This window comes from Synechococcus sp. CS-1333 (genome assembly GCF_025128015.1).
GTDB lineage: Bacteria > Cyanobacteriota > Cyanobacteriia > PCC-6307 > Cyanobiaceae > MW101C3.
In genome coordinates, this window is sequence record NZ_JAHLYO010000008.1 from 37,465 (window position 1) to 53,338 (window position 15,874).

The following is a 15,874-nucleotide window of genomic DNA, read 5'->3' on the forward strand; positions in this document are numbered from 1 at the left end:
ACCAGAGCCGCTTGATGGGGCTCCTTTCTAGATTGGTTCTCCTTTCCAACGGGCGCAAGCCTGCTCAGCGGTGCCAGACGCGGTGATTGAGCTGCAGCAACTCACCAAACGCTATGGACCGGTGGAGGCCCTCCAGTCGCTCGATCTGAGTGTGCCGCGGGGGTGCCTCTACGGCTTGCTGGGTCCGAACGGAGCCGGCAAGACCACCGCCCTGCGCATTCTGTGCACCCTGCTGGCCCCCGACAGCGGCAGGGTGATCGTGGCGGGCCACGACGCGCTCAAGGAACCGCGCCAGGTGCGGGAACTGCTGGGCTACGTGGCCCAGGAAGTGGCGATCGACAAGATCCTCACCGGCCGGGAGCTGCTCCAGCTTCAGGGGGCGCTTTACCACCAGCCCGCCCGCCTGCTCGCTCCTCGCATCGAGGAACTGGTGGAGCGCATGGGCATGGGCGACTGGATCGACCGGCGCTGCGGCTCCTACTCAGGCGGGATGCGTCGACGCCTCGATCTGGCCTGCGGCCTGCTGCACAGCCCCGAGCTGCTCGTGCTCGACGAACCCACGGTGGGCCTTGACATCGAAAGCCGCGCTGCCATCTGGCAGGTGCTGCGTGAGCTGCGTCAGGCCGGCACCACCGTGCTGCTGAGCAGCCACTACCTGGAGGAAGTGGATGCGCTCGCCGATCGTCTCGCCATCATCGACGGCGGCCGCGTGATCGCCGAAGGCAGCCCCAGCTCGCTCAAGGAGGCCCTGGGCGGCGACCGGGTCACCCTGCGCGTGCGTGAATTCAGCGACGAGAACGAAGCCGGCCACGTCAGTGAGCTGCTTCAGGCCTGTCCCGGCGTGCGGCAGGTGGTGGTGAACCGGGCCCAGGGCCACTCGCTGAACCTGGTGGTGGAACACCAGGCCGTGATCGAGCAGTTGCGCCGCCAGCTGGAGGCCGCCGAACTGCCCGTCTTCTCGCTGGCCCAGAGCCAGGCCAGTCTTGATGATGTGTATCTGCAGGCCACCGGCCGCACCCTGATGGACGCAGAGCTGGCGGTCGCCGGCAGCCGGGATGCCAAAGCCGAGCGCAAACAGGCCATGCGCTGACCCGCCACCCCCTCGTCCCACCCTCCGACACCCTTCGGCCATGACCAGCGCCTCCACCCTCCCCACCCAGCCGCCCCTGCCAGCCCTACAGGCGGCCAACCGTTCCGCCCTGGCCGACGTGACGCAGGAAACCCTGGCGCTCACCCGCAGGCTGTTCCTCCAACTGGCCCGACGGCCCACCACGCTGGTGGCCGGCGTGCTGCAGCCGCTCATCTGGCTGGTGCTGTTTGGGGCCCTCTTCGCCAAGGCGCCGGAAGGTCTGCTGCCCGATGGCATGAGCTACGGACGCTTTCTCGGTGCGGGGGTGATCGTGTTCACGGCGTTCAGCGCCGCTCTCAATGCCGGCCTGCCGGTGATGTTCGACCGGGAATTCGGCTTCCTCAACCGGCTGCTGGTGGCACCGCTGCGCTCCCGCAGCTCGATCGTGCTGGCCTCGGTGCTCTACATCACCAGCCTGAGCCTGGTTCAGAGCCTGGCGATCATGGGCACCGCAGCCTTGCTCGGTTATGGCTGGCCCGGCACCGCCGGGCTGGCGCTGGTGCTCGTCACCCTGCTGCTGCTGGTGTTCGCCGTCACGGCCATGAGTCTGGGGCTGGCTTTCGCGCTGCCCGGCCACATCGAGCTGATCGCGGTGATCTTCGTGGCCAACCTGCCCCTGCTGTTCGCCAGCACGGCCCTGGCCCCGATTTCCTTCATGCCCACCTGGCTGGGCTGGCTTGCCGCCCTGAATCCTCTTACCTTCGCGATTGAACCCATTCGTGCGGCCTATGCCGGCCACCCCTCCCTCGGCGACGTGGTGCTGATTGCTCCTTACGGGGAGCTCACCGGTGCCACCTGTCTGGGCGTGCTGGCTCTGCTGGCCATCGGATTGTTCCTTCTGATCCGGCCTCTGCTGGATCGCAAACTCAGCTGAGCCCCGCTGTGAACCCGTCCCCTTCCCTGCCTGCGCCCGTTCTGCCCCGACCCCAGCAGAAACGGCTCTCCGAGCGCCTGGTGCTGAAGGGTGCCCTCGACCGCAGGGATGAGGGAGCAGTGGCCTGGCTGTCGCTGCGCTGGGTGCACCGCCATGGCGTCGAGGCTCTCTCGCCACTGATGCAGGAGCTCACTGCCGGCGATGCCTCACTGAAAGGTTGGTGGCACGACCACCTGCATGCCACGGCCGTTCCTGCTGCTGCTCCTGGCCCCGCCGTTGCTGTGGTTGATGGAGGGTCTCCAGAGGGGGCCGTGGATGCTGCTGCTGGTGCCTTTGCTTCTGCGCCGGCTGCAGGGGCAGTGGCTTCCGAGGAGGCAGCTCCAGTGGTGGCCTCAGCGGTGGATTCGGCCTCCCCAGCCGATTCGACGTCTGCAGCAGTAGCAACACTTAGCGTTGCATCGGTGCAGGTGGCGCCTGGATTTTCCTTTGCGGAGATCACCCTGGAGGCGGAGCCGCAGGAGGTTGAGGAACCTTCGACAGAGCTGGTGCTCAGCTTTGCGGATGTTGCCGGCCTTGAGCCCGCCATCCCCTGCGAGGGAAGTACGAGCACGGAGCCGGTTCCCAACCTTGACGTGAATGCGGGCGTGGATTCTCAGATCAGCCCGGCAAGCAGCGATGGCGGTGATCCCGGGATCGCCGGCGAAGGTGCCGCTTCCGCAGAGCCAGCTGCTCAGCCCGGCGTGCCTGCGCAGGCACCGATTGAATTCCTGGGCCAACCACTCGCCTTTGATCCCTGGCTTGAAGCTCCCGCCGTTTCAATCCCCCCGGTTGAGAACCCAGCGGAGCACCCGGCCTCACGCACCAAACCGCCTGCGGACGATCTGGCCTCCAACGCCGAGCCCTCTGCGATCGGAGCTGGTGCGGTGCTGGGCGCTGAGAGCCATCTCACGGACATCCCGCCCACCGAGAGTTCCATCAACGAAGGCCTGCTCAGCAATCAGCTTGCTGCCAGGGAGCTGGTGGGCCAAGACGGTTCCATCGAAGCCGTTGCTCCCGCAAACGAAACGCCTCCGAGCGTTTCCACCGCCGCGCCCGTGACCGATGACCCTGGCGCAGAGACACTCTCTGCCGCTGCTGCAGTCCCGGGGGATCAGGCCCTCGATGGCTTAGCCCAATGGCCACGTCCTGTCCCGGAGTTCTCCTCCGATCCAGGGACGCACGTTCCTCCCTTCATCCCGGCTCGGCCTGCGGCGGCAGGGGTGTTCAGCTTCGGAGCCGAGTCTCTGGTGACGGCCCCACAACCCGTCTGGCCCCCGTCGGGCGAAGCCACTGCTGCCGTTCCAGGGGCTGACCCAGTGGCCGTTGCTCCCGCTGCTGACCTCCACGAGGTTGCTCCTGCTGCTGAACCTGAAGGTGCTGAGGCGCCTGTCGCGCTGGTGGCCTCGCTCCCCGCCGAATCCAGCCCCACACAGCCGGAAGCCCCCGAACCAGAGCAGGCTCCGATCTGGCAGCGCCCACTGGCCCGGGTGAAACACCTGGTCCGCGTCTGCGTGGAAGAAGTGGTGAGCACCTTCCAGACCATGGACAGCGACCGCAACACGGTGTCAGGCAGCGAGACAGTTTCCGCCAGCGACAACGCTTCAACCAGCACCACTGCTGCGGCCCGCGGCCCTGCTCAGTTCGGCGACACGTTCCAGCCCCGGGGCAGCGGCCAGGCCCGTGGCTCCGCTCCCGCCAGCACCTCGCCAACAGGACAACGTCCGCCGCTGGAACCGGACCGCCCTGCCGGCCCAGCCCGCCGCAGCGCCACGGAGATCGCCCCGGAGCTCACGCCCCAGGGCCGCACCCCACCACCCCTGCGCGAGCGGGCTGCGGCTGCCGTCGCCGGCCGGCCGGCCCCCGCTCCTTCCCATCCCGGTCTGGCCTCGCTGCGCTCCTGGCTGCCGGATGACTCCTCCTCAGAGGACACCCGCAGCAGCTGACGCGGCCGTCAGTCTGGGCTGCGGCAACCGGCCCCTTGCCCCTTTTCAGCTCCCACCATGCCCCCTGCCTCTACGCCCCTGGGGGCCCCTTCTGCCATCACCGGCGTCACACCTGCGGAGCGGCTGGAGAGAGCGGCCGTGCAGGGTGGGTTGATCGTTTCGGTGCAGGCGCCTGAAGGCTCGCCGCTGCGGGATCCGCTGGTGATCGCCGCCATGGCGGAGGCCAGCCTTGCCAACGGAGCCATCGGCGTGCGCCTTGAAAGCCCCGAGCACATCGGTGCCGTGCGGCGCCGCTGCCCACAGGCGCTGATCGTGGGGTTGTGGAAGCGCAGCTTCCCTGGCAGCCCGGTGTACATCACGCCCGGCTGGGAAGAACTGCTGGCGGTGTGGGCAGCAGGAGCCGATGTGGTGGCGATCGATGCCACCGAGCGGCAACGGCCGGGCGGACAGCCACTGGCCGAGCTGATCGAGCGAGCCACGACGGAGCTTGGCGCACCGCTGATGGCCGATGTGGACAGCGTGGCCAACGGGGTGCAGGCCGCGGCCCTCGGCTGCCGCTGGGTGGGTACCACCCTGTACGGCTACACGGAGAGCACGGCAGGGCTGCGGCCGCCGGCCTGGGATCTGCTGGGGCCGCTGCGCTCTGCCCTGCCGGCAACCACCACGCTGATCTGTGAAGGCGGCATCGCCAGTGCGGAGCAGGCGCAGCGGGCGCTGCAGCGGGGAGCCGACGCGGTGGTGGTGGGGACCGCCATCACCGGCGTGGATCTTCAGGTAGCCGCCTACGTGCAGCAGCTGAGCCGCTGAACGGCTGAGCTGCTGCTGAGCTCTCAGGGAGCAGGGCTCACATCATGCCGGGCATGCCCATGCCGCCCATGCCACCCATTCCTCCCATGCCGCCCATTCCCTCCATACCGCCACCACCGGCAGGGGCGGGAGGTTCGGGCTTGTCGGCGATGACAACTTCGGTGGTGATCAGCAGCGCAGCGATCGACACCGCATCCTGCAGGGCCAGGCGCACCACCTTGGCGGCATCGAGAATGCCGGCCGTCATCAGATCTTCGTAGGCACCGGTGAGCGCGTTGTAGCCCTTGCCCAGCCGCAGCACATCGGCCACCACCACATCGCCGTTGGCACCGGCGTTCGCGGCGATCTGACGCAGGGGAGCGGAGAGGGCACGGCAGAGGATCTCGGCGCCGGTGCGCTCGTCGCCCTGGAGCCCGGCGATCCAGCCTTCGAGTTCAGCGGCCAGCTCCATCAAGGTGCTGCCGCCGCCGGGCACGATCCCCTCCTCCACCGCCGCCCGGGTGGCATTGAGGGCATCTTCGATGCGCAGCTTGCGGTGGCGCAGCTCGGTTTCGGTGGGGGCCCCCACCTTGATCACCGCGACGCCACCGGCCAGCTTGGCGATGCGCTCACTCAGCTTCTCGCGGTCGTAGTCGGAGTCGGTGACGGACAGTTCACGGCGGATCGAGGCCACCCGCTCAGCCACGGCGTCGCGGTGATCTTCGGTGCCCACGATCGTGGTGGAGTCCTTGCTGATCGTGATCCGGCGCACGCGGCCCAGATCGGCGAGTGTCGCCTTGTCGAGCGACATGGAGCGGTCTTCGCTGATCAGCGTGGCGCCGGTGAGCACGGCGATGTCCTGCAGGGCGGCCTTGCGGCGATCGCCGAAAGAGGGGGCCCGCACCGCCGCCACCTGCAGCACACCGCGGGTCTTGTTGACCACGAGGGTGGCCAGGGCTTCACCTTCCACCTCTTCCGCAAGGATCACCAGCGGGGCGCCGGCGCGCGAGACGGCCTCCAGCACCGGCACGAGATCGGTGATCGCACTGATTTTGCGGTCGGTGACCAGCAGCAGGGCGTTCTCGAATTCGCACACCTGGCGCTCACCATCGGTGACGAAATAGGGAGAGGAATAGCCGCGATCAAAGGCCATCCCTTCGGTGACCTCCAGTTCGGTGGCCAGCGAGCGCGATTCCTCGACTGTGATCACCCCATCGGTGGTGACCAGCTGCATGGCTTCGGCCACCATGCGGCCGACTTCCTCATCGCCACCGGAGCTCACCGTGGCCACCTGACGGATCGCTTCACCGGCCACCGGGATGGCGCGGGTCTGGATGCCCTCCACCACCCGGGCCAGGGCTTTTTCCATCCCGCGGCGCAGGCCGACGGGATTGGCGCCGGCAGCCACGTTCATCAGGCCGTCATGAACAAGCGCCTGGGCGAGAACGGTGGCGGTGGTGGTGCCGTCTCCGGCCTGGTCCTTGGTCTTGCTGGCCACCTGCTGGATCAGCTTGGCGCCGATGTTCTCGAAGGGATCCTCGAGCTCGATCTCCTTGGCGATCGTCACGCCGTCATTGACGATGTCGGGGGCGCCGAACTTCTTCTCGAGCACCACATTGCGCCCCCGGGGGCCGATGGTGACCTTCACCGCATTGGCCAGGGCGTTCACACCCTTTTCAAGGGAGGTGCGGGAAGCATCCGAAAAGCTGATCAGTTTGGCCATGGGCGTGGAAATAGGCGCGCCTGGGGCAAGCCCTGGAAGTGCGTTCAGATTCCCATAGCGCCCTGTGGCCAGCGGGATGGCTGCGGTGGGGAAAGCCGAATGCGTTTGCACATTCCCATGGCACGGGCAACGGCGGCTGACCCCCGATAGGGTCGGGGCATGGAGGACTCCCTCAGCACCAGCCTCGCTGACGCGCTCAGCGACGTGACCTCGGACCCGACCATGGCGGGCACCAGCGCCATGGCCTTCCTGCTGATCGCCGGGCTGGGGCTGCTGATGGCCCTGGTGTACGTGCCGATCCGCCTGTTTCTCACCATCACCGCCCGCAGCCGCCGGCTGCGCCTGCTGCAGCGGATCCGCCGGCTGCGCGATGAGCTCGTGCAACCGATCGAGAGCTAAACCTCCCCGGCCCGCTCAGCCCATCACCATGCCGCCATCCACCTGCAGCACCTGGCCGGTGATGTAGGCAGCGGCGGGATCGGCGGCCAGGAAACGCACAGCCCCGGCCACCTCCTCCGGCTGGCCCATGCGTCCGAGCGGGATGGCGGCCAGGATCGGCTCCTGGTTGAGCTCGCTGGTCATGTCGGTGGCGATGAAGCCAGGGGCGACGGCGTTGACGGTGATGCCCCGGCTGGCGAACTCCGCTGCGGTGCTGCGGGTGAAGCCGATCACGCCGGCCTTGGCGGCGCTGTAGTTGGCCTGGCCGGGATTGCCTACCAGACCCACCACCGAGGTGATGTTGATGATGCGGCCGCTGCGGGCCTTGAGCATGGAGCGGCTCACGGCACGGGTGCACAGGAACACGCCGGTGAGGTTCAGATCGATCACGCTCTGCCAATCGCTGGTCTTCATGCGCAACAGCAGGCCATCGCGGGTGATGCCGGCGTTGTTGACCAGCACATCCAGCCGGCCGCTGCGTTCCAGCACGGCTTTCACCAGCGCGTCCACCTGCTCTTCCACCGACACATCGGCCGCCAGGGCATAGGCGCGGCCACCGGCGGCGGTGATCGCGTCCACCACGGCCTCGGCAGCAGTGGCCGAAGCGGCGTAGTTCACCACCACCTCGGCGCCGGCCGCAGCCAGCTCCAGAGCGATGGCACGGCCGATCCCACGGCTGGCACCGGTCACCAGGGCGACCTGATCGGCCAGGGGAGCGGCGCTGGACACGGGCATTCGGAAGCTGGCGATGGCGGCGATCGTATGCGGCCGCCTCGCCAGGCCTACCGCTCCATGGCGTCCATGCTCACCAGTGCCGGCCCCAGCAGCGCACCGAAGCGGGCCAGCTGCTCCTTGCTGCCCAGCACCACCAGCAGCTGCCCTGGCGCCAGGCGCAGATCACTGCCGGGGTTGGCGATCAGGCGGGGCTGATCCTCCCGGTAGGCCACGCCGCGGTAGTAGCTGATCACCGGCTCGGCAGGGGCCGGCTGACGGATCGCAAGCACCAGCACGCCGGTCTGGCGGCCCAGCTGCAGTTCCGCCAGGCTGCGGCCGTTGATGGAGACCATGCGCTGGGGATCGTCCGTGAGCTGGAACTCCTCCACCTCGCAGTCGGAGCCGGCCAGCAGCTCCATGAAGCCCACCGCCAGCGGCCGCAGGGCGGTGGCCGCCATCGTGCGCCCGCCTGCCACATAGGGGCTGACCACCTGATCCGCGCCGGCCAGCCGCAGCTTGCGTGCCGCTTCCTCGCTGTCAGAGCGGGCGATCAGGCGGCAGCGGGGGGCGATGCCGCGGGCGCTGAGCACCACATACAGATTGGCGGCGTTGTTCGGCAGGGCGGCCACCAGGCTGCGGCACTGATGAATGCCAGCCTCCACCAGGGTTTCGTCCAGGGTGGCATCGGCCTGCAGCACGGGCAGACCCCGCTCCTCGGCGGCCTGCTTCTGGGCAGTGTCCATCTCCACCACCACCAGCGGCACGCCTTCGGAGACGAGCTGATCGGCGATCTCGCGGCCGATACGGCCGTAGCCGCAAAGGATCACATGGTTGTCCATCATGCTCAGCCAGTTCTTGAAACGTCGTTCGCGCAGCCGGCGGAAGTAGCCCGATTCGCTCAGCCCCAGCAGGCTCTGGATGGTCACCTGCACCACCACCAGGCCGCCCACGATCGCCAGGGTGGTGACGACCCGGCCGGCCGTGGAGAGAGGCTGCGTGGTTCCGTCGCTCCAGCCCATGGTGCTGAGCGTGACCACCACCATCCAGTAGCAATCGCCCCAGTCCCAGCCTTCGGTGAGCCTGTAGCCGGCGGCAGTGACGTTGATCAGCAGCGACAGCGCCAGCACCGGCGTGCGCCAGGGCTGCCGGGAGGCCGTGGAAGGAGCCGACCGGCGGCGGCGAGGTGAAGGGATCATGGTTCGCCACCAGCAGCCTGCTGCCCCTTGGCCGCAGGATCAGGCCATCCCCAACGCCAACAGCACCTCGGCAACGCTCAGCTGATCAAGGGATCCAGGGCTGCCGACCCCTTTTACCCCCTGACGCGGCGGCAGGCTGTCGCTGCTGCGACCCAGCGCCACCAACGGCGTAGCCGTGAGCAGGGCCAGTTCGGTGATCACCGGGTCGCTGCTGAGCACCACATCAACGGCAGCCACCTGGGCCGCCAGCTCCTGCGGCGTGGCCCCAGCCGGGGGCGTCACCACGCGCAGGTTGGGGAGGCGGGAGCGGATCGCCGCCGGCAACGCCTGCCAGTGGGCGGCAGGCCAGTCGGCAGCGGCGGCCGCCGGCCTGGGCGCCAGCAGCAGCAGTGGACCATCCCCCACCGGCAGGGCGGCGGCAGCGCCTTCCAGCGCCTTGGGCTTAAGCCGCAGACGGAAGGCCTCGGCATCGAGCGGGATCTCCAGCGGGCGCAGCCAGCTCTCGTACTGCTGGTTGGGCCAGCCGCCGGTGGGCGACTGGCTGCCGTTGACGGATCCGGCCGTGCCTGGGGCAGGCACCCGCACGGTCGCGGAGAAGCCGCCGGCGGCGATGCGGGTGGGGATGTGGGTGAGGGAAAGCAGCAGATCGATCGGCCAGCCGGAGGCGAGGTTGAGGCAGAGCTGGAAATCGGGCTCGCGCACAGCGCCGAGCAGGTTGGCCCAGTCCGCCAGGCTGACGCCGGTGTCAAAGCTGTAAGGGAGCACCTTCTCCACGGCCGGCAGCAGCTTCCAGATGGACACCTGGGCCGGGGGGCAGGCCACCTGAACGGTGGCCCCCAGCTGGCTGGCTGTGGCGGCCACCGCCGGCATGGCCTGAAGTTGGGTGGCGCCGCTGCCCGGGATCAAAAACAGAACTCGCATCAGGCGGCAGCGATCGGGTTTCGGGCGGGCTGATTGTATGAATCTGATCCGATTTCGATGTGTTCGGGAGCCGCTTGTGCATTTGCTGATCGCCGCGGCCGGCAGCGGCAGGCGTATGGGGTCGCAGCGCAACAAGTTGCTGCTCCCCGTGGCCGGGCGCGCCGTGCTCGCCTGGACCCTGGACGCGGTGCTGGCCTGTGAGGCGATCCAGTGGATCGGGGTGGTGGGCCAACCCGTGGATCAGGCGGATGTGGAGGCGATGATCGCGGCGGCGCAGCCCGATCGCCCCGTGCGCTGGATCGAGGGGGGCGACACACGCCAGGAATCGGTGAGCCGCGGGCTGGCGGCCCTGCCCGCCGCTGCAGGCGCCGTGCTCATCCACGACGGAGCCCGCTGCCTGGTGGAACCGGAGCTGATCCGCCGCTGTGCCGCGCGCGTGCACGCCGGCGAGGCCGTGATCGCCGCCACCCCCGTCACCGACACGATCAAGCGGGTGGACGGGCAGCAGGTCATTCTCTCCACCCCCGACCGCAGCGAGCTGTGGGCAGCCCAGACCCCCCAGGGCTTTCCGCTCGAGCGGCTGCGCCGGGCCCATGCCCAGGCGGAGCAGGCGGGCTGGAGCGTCACCGACGACGCGGCCCTGTTCGAGCGACTGAGCTGGCCGGTGGGGGTGATCGAGGCGCCCCCCTCGAACATCAAGCTCACCACCCCCTTCGATCTCACCATTGCTGAGGCGGTGCTTGCCGCTAGGGCAGCAGGCTGAGCGCGCCGTCACCCAGCCGCGCGCGTACGCCCAGCGGCAGGGCCCCATTGCCGGGCGCATGCCCCAGCGGCAGGCCCGCCAGCACGGGAATGCCGAGGTCGGCGGTGCGCTCCCGCAACACCTGCTCGAGGCTGAAGCGCTGGGACGCAGCCTGGGGCCTCTGAAGGTCAGGGCCCTCGGCTTGCGGTTCCATGTCTTGCAGTGCCTGCGCCTGCGCCACCCCCGCCGCCGGCGCCTCGCTCTCGGGGTCTTCACATGCCTCGAAACTGCCGAAACCGATGCCAGCCAACCGCTGCAAGGCGCCGCACAGGCGCCAGTGGGTGAGCATGCGCTCGATCCGGTAAGGCGCTTCGCCCACGTCCTCGAGCACGAGGATGGCGCCGTCGAGTGCCGGCAGGTGGGGCGTGCCGAGCAGGTGGGTGGCCACCGTGAGGTTGCCCACCAGCAACGGACCCTGCGCCACCCCCGCACACCAGGTGTCCCCGGTCAGGGGGGGCACGGGCTCGCCGAACAACAGCGCCCGCAGGCGCTCGCGGCTCCAGTCGGGTTCAGCCGCCAGGGTGGTGACCAGCGGCCCATGCACCCCGCCCGCCTGGCCACGGGCCTGGCGGGCCCAGAGCAGGGAGGTCACATCAGAAAAACCCAGCAGCCAGCCGTCGGCCTCCGGCAGGGGCTGCTCCAGCAGGCGGGCGGCTCCCCAGCCGCCCCGCACGCAGGCCAGCAGCGGCGCCGGCTGCAGATCGGCGCGGCGCTGCTGGTCGTGGCCGGCCAGATAGCCCCAGCGACGGGCGGGATCGAAGGGCATCTCCACCGTGAGGCCCCAGCTCTGCAGCACCGCCACTCCCTGCTGGAGGCGGCCCATGTCAGCCAGGGCGGAGCTGGCCGCCACCAGACGCACGCGATCACCACGCCGCAGGGCTGGCAGCGGGCCGGCGGCGCTCACGGCAGCCTCCCGACCACCAGCGCCAACCAGAACACCCCGCCCAGCAGCACCTGGCGGCTGAAGTGCTGCGCGAAGCGGGAGCGCGGCGGCGTGCCCCGCAGGCGCCAGGCTTCGCTCTGCATGCCCAGCGAGGCGGCAGCCCACAGCAGCCAGAAGGGCCAGCTCACTGTCTGCAGCGCGGCAGCGGCGGCCAGCAGCAGCGACGTGAGCCCATAGCAGAGGGCCACGGCGCCGGGGGCGGCCGCACCCAGGGTGAGCGCACTGCTACGGATGCCGAGCGCCGCGTCATCGCTGCGGTCCGACATGGCGTAGACGGTGTCGAAGCCGAAGGTCCACAGCAGGGTGGCCAGCCAGACCAGCAGCAGCGGCCAGCCGCCGGCCAGATTGCCGCTGGCGGCGGCCCAGGGGATCAGCACCGCGAAGCCCCAGCACAGGGCGAGCACCAGCTGGGGGAAGGGGAACCAGCGCTTGGCAGAGGGATAGAGCAGCACCGGTGGCAGGGCGAGCAGCGCCAGCTGCAGCGACAGTTGCCGCCCGGGCAGTGGCAGCAGCAGCACCACCGCCAGGGCCAGCAGCAGGCACAGCAGCAGCAGCAGCACGGCACTGGGCACCCGCACCCGGCCACTGGCCAGCGGCCGCTGCCGGGTGCGCTCCACCAGCGGATCGATGCGGCGGTCCCAGAGGTCGTTGGCGACACAGCCCGCACCGCTCACCGCCAGGCCTCCCACCACGATCAATCCCACCAGCGAGGGGAGAGGCGGGCCCTGCGGCAGCAGCCAGAGGGCCCAGCCGGCCGGAATGAGCAGGATCAGTCGACCGCTGGGCTTGTGCCAGCGCAGCAACTCGATCCACCCCCGCAGGGCTCCGAGGATGTGCATGGAGGGAGCGTAGAACCGGGGTTCACCGGCCCTGCAATGGCAAAGTGACGCCGACTGCGCCGGTTCCGACGGCTGATGGCCCGTTCCGATCCTTCTCCCGCAGCGGCGACGCTGAGCGCCTCAGCGACTGACTCGGCTCAGACAGAGGCGCCGGCTCAGCCGGCCGCTCTGGAGGCCCTGCCGGAGGCCGCCGAGCAGCGCCCGGAAGGGTCTGGTCTGCGCCATGTGGCGGCCATCGACATCGGCACCAATTCCATCCACCTGCTGATCGCCGCCGTCGATCCGGTGTTGCGCACCTTTCGCGTGGTGCAGGCGGAGAAATCCACCACCCGCCTGGGCGAGCGCGATCCGGAAACGGGCGACCTCAGCACGGCGGCGATCGAGCGCGCCTTCCTGGCCCTGCGTCACTGCCGCGAGCTCGCCACCAGCCACGGGGTGGAGCAGATCCTCACTGCCGCCACCAGTGCCGTGCGAGAGGCCCCCAACGGCCGCCAGTTCGTGCAGGCGGTGCAGGAGCAGCTCGGCCTCGATGTGGAGCTGGTGAGCGGCCCTGAGGAAGCCCGGCTGATCTACCTGGGCGTGCTCTCGGGCATGGCCTTCGGCGATGACCCCCACCTCATCCTCGACATCGGCGGGGGATCGACGGAGCTGATCCTGGCCGACGGCCGTGATGCCAGGGAGCTCACCAGCACGCGGCTGGGTGCGGTGCGGCTGCAGCGGGATTTCATCACCCAGGATCCGGTGACGCCGGAACGGCTCAGTTTTCTGCGGGCCTTCATCCAGGGCTCACTGGAGCCGGCGGTGGACCGGGTGAAGCGGCGGCTACGGCGGGGGGAGCGACCGGTGATGGTGGCCACGAGCGGCACGGCCCTGGCCCTGGCCTCGCTCTGTGCCGCCAGCGAGGAGCGCCCGCCGACGCGGCTGCAGGGCTACCGGGTGAGCCGGGAGCGCATCGACGCCCAGGTGAACCAGCTGGCCACGCTGACCCTGGAGCAACGCAAGGCGCTGCCACCGATCAATGAACGCCGGGCCGAGATCATCGTGCCGGGGGCCCTGGTGCTGCAGCAGGCGATGGCGATGCTGCAGGTGCGGGAACTGGTGATCAGTGAGCGGGCCCTGCGCGAGGGCCTGATCGTCGACTGGATGCTGCGCCACGACCTGATCGTGGACCGCTTCGCCTACCAGAGCGGCATCCGGCAGCGCACCGTGCTCGATCTGGCGCGGCGTTACCGGGTCGACCAGCGCCGCGCCGAACACGTGGCCAAGCAGGCCCTGCTGCTCTACGACAAGACCCGCGGCGTGCTGCACGACGACGCCGGCAACGGGCGGGCACTGCTCTGGGCCGCCGCCCTGCTGCACAGCTGCGGCCAGCACATCAACATCAGCGCTTACCACAAGCACAGCTGGTATCTGATCCGGCACTGCGACCTACTGGGCTATTCCGAAAGCGAGCAGTTGATGGTGGCGGCGATCGCCCGCTACCACCGCAAGAGCCTGCCGAAGAAGCGCCACGAGGCCTGGCTGCAGATCCCCGGCCGCGACCAGCGGCGCACGGTGAATGCGATGGCGCTGCTGCTGCGGCTGGCCACCTCGCTGGATCGGCGGCCCGTGCCGGCCGTGGACGACCTGCGCATCCGCTGCCGTGGCGGCGAGCTGCGCATCGGCCTGATCTCCGCCGATCCAGCCCAGGATCTCAGCCTGGAGCGCTGGAGTCTGGCGGCCTGTCGGGAGCCGCTGGCGGAAGCTGCCGGCCTGCGGCTTGTGGTGGAATCCTGAGCTTGGTGGCACTTGGTAGCGGAGCTCACACCACAGGCCCCAGCCGTTCGCCATGACAGATGGAGGCCTGCCTGAGCGGCTGCAATGGCGTTGGCTTCGATCACCGCCATGACTCCGCTGAAGGCAATGGCGCAGCTCCCAGCACTGGACGTGATGAACGCGATGCAACCAATGGATTCACCCACCGCCTTCGTGGCCGTGGCGCTGGCGGCCGTGTCCTGGGATGGGGTGCTCACCAAGGCAGGCTCGCGTGCTCTGCGCCATGCGCTCGATTACCGCGAACCCTTCCGCAATATGTCGGACGCTGAAATGATCCAGCTGTTCGACCGCCTGCTGGCCCAGCTGCGCCTGGAAGGCTCCCGCCAGCTCATGGAGCATGCCTCCGCCGTGCTGGATCCGCGGCAGCGACTCACGGCCTTCACCGTGGCTGCCGAGATCATGCGCTCCGACGGCGAGTTGGTGGCCGAGGAACAGCGGATCCTCGAGGATCTGGCCAGCCACCTCACCATCTCCGCCAACCAACATGACCAGATCCTCCAGGTGATGGATCTGTTGCACGCCAGCCTGGTAGGAAATCCAGTGCTGGCTTGACTGAGCTGGCCTCTCCCGGACCGAAACAATTGAAAGTTTCCGGAGAATTGAGTAAGGAAATAGTGGAGAAGTTATGGGCGATACTGGACTCGAACCAGTGACCCCTTCCGTGTGAAGGAAGTGCGCTACCGCTGTGCTAATCGCCCGCACCCCTGGATCTTAAAACACGGGCGGCGCCACCCAGCCTGTCCTTCCCCCGCTTCCTTTGCTGCTTCCCTGGCCCGCCTTGGCCCTGCTCACGGCCTGCTGCGAAAGCGGCCGCGATCTGGCCGTCCGCCGCCTGCTGCAGCGCAGCGGCTGGACGGCGGCGCGGGTGATGGGCCTCAGCTGCCTGATCAGTGCCGCCCTCACCCTGCCATGGCTGCTGCTGGCCCCAGACGGCGGGCCCAGCGACGGCACCCGTCTGCTGCTGGCCCTGGCTGCCGGGGGTCTGGTGAACGCCCTGGCCTTCTGGGCCTACGGGCGCGCCCTCGCCCGCGGCGACCTCAGCCTGGTGCTGCCCCTGATCAACCTCTCGCCCCTGGTGCTGCTGTTCAGCGGCTGGTGGCTGCTGGGGGAGCGGCCAGCACCGGCGGCCCTGGCGGGTGTGGCGCTGCTGGTGCTGGGAGCCCTGCTGCTGGGCCGCGGCACGGGTGGTGGCCTGCCCCTGCTGAGCAGTCCGGGAGCACGTTCGATGCTGGTGGTGGCCGTGCTGTGGGGCCTCGGCGCCGCCTTCGACAAAGTGGGGGTGAACGCTGGCGGCTCGCTCACCTGGGTGGTGCTGTTCAACCTGGTGGTGGCTGTATCGCTGCTGGCCCCCGAGCTCACCGGATCAGGAGGGAGCACCGCACGGCTGGCTGCGGCAGCGACCTCTGAGGGGCTGCTGTTGTTGGTGTTGCTCTGCGGTCTCACCGGGGCGGTGGGCATGGTCTGCCAGATGGAGGCGCTGCGCCAGACCGCCGTGGTGCATGTGATCGCCATCAAGCGCCTGAGCACGCTGATGAGCGCCACGGTGGGCGTCACGCTGCTGGACGAACCGCGGGGCGGGCTGCGGCTGCCCGCCGCCGCATTGATGCTCGCCGGCGCCATTGCGGTGCTCAATGCAGCCCGTTGAAGCGCTCCGCCAATGGCCACGCCCGCCTGCACAGGATCGGCGAACATGGCCTGCGCACCCTCTGTTT

At 69.2% G+C, this 15,874-nt stretch carries 15 protein-coding genes and 1 tRNA gene; 9 read left to right on the forward strand and 7 right to left on the reverse strand.

The annotated features are described in order from the left end of the window. Positions 1-70: 70 nt before the first annotated feature. Genes KQ303_RS01090 through KQ303_RS01105 form a run of 4 tightly spaced genes read left to right on the forward strand, consistent with a single transcriptional unit; the run spans position 71 to position 4,792 of the window. Complete coding sequence (locus KQ303_RS01090) at positions 71-1,090, forward strand: ABC transporter ATP-binding protein (RefSeq protein ID WP_255099786.1); 1,020 nt, start codon at positions 71-73, stop codon at positions 1,088-1,090. Positions 1,091-1,130: 40 nt separating this feature from the next. Beyond that, the gene (locus tag KQ303_RS01095; RefSeq protein WP_259728806.1) at positions 1,131-2,003 is read left to right on the forward strand and encodes an ABC transporter permease; all 873 of its coding nucleotides are present in this window, start codon (positions 1,131-1,133) and stop codon (positions 2,001-2,003) included. Between the two features lie 8 nt (positions 2,004-2,011). Beyond that, positions 2,012-3,985, forward strand: coding sequence for a hypothetical protein (locus KQ303_RS01100; RefSeq protein WP_259728807.1), 1,974 nt, complete (start codon positions 2,012-2,014; stop codon positions 3,983-3,985). A 57-nt stretch (positions 3,986-4,042) separates the two neighbouring features. Further along, positions 4,043-4,792 carry an N-acetylmannosamine-6-phosphate 2-epimerase gene (locus KQ303_RS01105; RefSeq protein ID WP_259728808.1) on the forward strand — a complete coding sequence of 250 codons (750 nt, stop codon included), beginning with the start codon at positions 4,043-4,045 and terminating at the stop codon, positions 4,790-4,792. A 37-nt stretch (positions 4,793-4,829) separates the two neighbouring features. Here the strand turns inward: KQ303_RS01105 and groL are convergent, their stop codons facing one another. Further along, a complete protein-coding gene (groL, locus tag KQ303_RS01110) occupies positions 4,830-6,494 on the reverse strand; it encodes a chaperonin GroEL (RefSeq protein WP_259728809.1) in 1,665 nt (554 codons plus the stop codon). 159 nt (positions 6,495-6,653) lie between these two features. On the opposite strand from groL, the gene KQ303_RS01115 reads away from it, so the two are divergent. Then, a complete protein-coding gene (locus KQ303_RS01115; protein WP_144036866.1) occupies positions 6,654-6,893 on the forward strand; it encodes a hypothetical protein in 240 nt (79 codons plus the stop codon). 15 nt (positions 6,894-6,908) lie between these two features. On the opposite strand, the gene fabG is transcribed toward KQ303_RS01115, so the two are convergent. From fabG to KQ303_RS01130, 3 genes are read right to left on the reverse strand one after another with little or no spacing between them, the layout of a single operon-like run. After that, a complete protein-coding gene (fabG, locus tag KQ303_RS01120) occupies positions 6,909-7,667 on the reverse strand; it encodes a 3-oxoacyl-[acyl-carrier-protein] reductase (RefSeq protein ID WP_259728810.1) in 759 nt (252 codons plus the stop codon). Positions 7,668-7,714: 47 nt separating this feature from the next. After that, on the reverse strand, positions 7,715-8,842 hold the full coding sequence (locus KQ303_RS01125) for a TrkA family potassium uptake protein (RefSeq protein WP_259728811.1): 1,128 nt from the start codon (positions 8,840-8,842) through the stop codon (positions 7,715-7,717). Positions 8,843-8,881: 39 nt separating this feature from the next. Further along, a complete protein-coding gene (locus tag KQ303_RS01130; RefSeq protein WP_259728812.1) occupies positions 8,882-9,763 on the reverse strand; it encodes a glycosyltransferase family 9 protein in 882 nt (293 codons plus the stop codon). Positions 9,764-9,839: 76 nt separating this feature from the next. Between KQ303_RS01130 and ispD the strand changes: the two genes are divergently transcribed. Beyond that, entirely contained in the window at positions 9,840-10,526 is a 687-nt protein-coding gene (ispD, locus tag KQ303_RS01135) for a 2-C-methyl-D-erythritol 4-phosphate cytidylyltransferase (protein WP_259728813.1), read from the forward strand. On the opposite strand, the gene KQ303_RS01140 is transcribed toward ispD, so the two are convergent. Further along, positions 10,510-11,469, reverse strand: a complete 960-nt coding sequence (locus tag KQ303_RS01140) for an LD-carboxypeptidase (RefSeq protein WP_259728814.1) — start codon at positions 11,467-11,469, stop codon at positions 10,510-10,512. The genes ispD and KQ303_RS01140 overlap by 17 nt on opposite strands. Continuing rightward, positions 11,466-12,347 (reverse strand): 4-hydroxybenzoate polyprenyltransferase, encoded by an 882-nt coding sequence (locus tag KQ303_RS01145; RefSeq protein ID WP_259728815.1) that lies wholly within the window; start codon positions 12,345-12,347, stop codon positions 11,466-11,468. Before KQ303_RS01145 ends, KQ303_RS01140 begins: the two co-directional genes overlap by 4 nt. 75 nt (positions 12,348-12,422) lie before the next feature. Here KQ303_RS01145 and KQ303_RS01150 point away from each other — a divergent pair, with 75 nt between their 5' ends. Together KQ303_RS01150 and KQ303_RS01155 are read left to right on the forward strand one after the other, a co-directional pair. Beyond that, on the forward strand, positions 12,423-14,123 hold the full coding sequence (locus KQ303_RS01150) for a Ppx/GppA phosphatase family protein (RefSeq protein WP_259728816.1): 1,701 nt from the start codon (positions 12,423-12,425) through the stop codon (positions 14,121-14,123). 84 nt (positions 14,124-14,207) lie between these two features. After that, positions 14,208-14,714 carry a tellurite resistance TerB family protein gene (locus tag KQ303_RS01155; RefSeq protein ID WP_311134094.1) on the forward strand — a complete coding sequence of 169 codons (507 nt, stop codon included), beginning with the start codon at positions 14,208-14,210 and terminating at the stop codon, positions 14,712-14,714. A gap of 74 nt (positions 14,715-14,788) precedes the next feature. Here KQ303_RS01155 and KQ303_RS01160 read toward each other — a convergent pair. Then, positions 14,789-14,860, reverse strand: a tRNA-Val gene (locus KQ303_RS01160). A gap of 59 nt (positions 14,861-14,919) precedes the next feature. Here KQ303_RS01160 and KQ303_RS01165 point away from each other — a divergent pair. Further along, positions 14,920-15,807, forward strand: a complete 888-nt coding sequence (locus tag KQ303_RS01165) for an EamA family transporter (RefSeq protein ID WP_259728817.1) — start codon at positions 14,920-14,922, stop codon at positions 15,805-15,807. The last annotated feature ends 67 nt before the right edge of the window (positions 15,808-15,874 follow it).

Coding starts and splice junctions, on each gene's coding strand:
- KQ303_RS01095 (WP_259728806.1), top strand. CDS start 1,131: ATGACCAGCGCCTCCACCCTCCCCACCCAGCCGCCCCTGCCAGCCCTA.
- groL (WP_259728809.1), bottom strand. CDS start 6,494: ATGGCCAAACTGATCAGCTTTTCGGATGCTTCCCGCACCTCCCTTGAA.
- KQ303_RS01130 (WP_259728812.1), bottom strand. CDS start 9,763: ATGCGAGTTCTGTTTTTGATCCCGGGCAGCGGCGCCACCCAACTTCAG.
- KQ303_RS01105 (WP_259728808.1), top strand. CDS start 4,043: ATGCCCCCTGCCTCTACGCCCCTGGGGGCCCCTTCTGCCATCACCGGC.
- KQ303_RS01125 (WP_259728811.1), bottom strand. CDS start 8,842: ATGATCCCTTCACCTCGCCGCCGCCGGTCGGCTCCTTCCACGGCCTCC.
- KQ303_RS01115 (WP_144036866.1), top strand. CDS start 6,654: ATGGAGGACTCCCTCAGCACCAGCCTCGCTGACGCGCTCAGCGACGTG.
- KQ303_RS01150 (WP_259728816.1), top strand. CDS start 12,423: ATGGCCCGTTCCGATCCTTCTCCCGCAGCGGCGACGCTGAGCGCCTCA.
- KQ303_RS01145 (WP_259728815.1), bottom strand. CDS start 12,347: ATGCACATCCTCGGAGCCCTGCGGGGGTGGATCGAGTTGCTGCGCTGG.
- fabG (WP_259728810.1), bottom strand. CDS start 7,667: ATGCCCGTGTCCAGCGCCGCTCCCCTGGCCGATCAGGTCGCCCTGGTG.
- KQ303_RS01155 (WP_311134094.1), top strand. CDS start 14,208: ATGGCGTTGGCTTCGATCACCGCCATGACTCCGCTGAAGGCAATGGCG.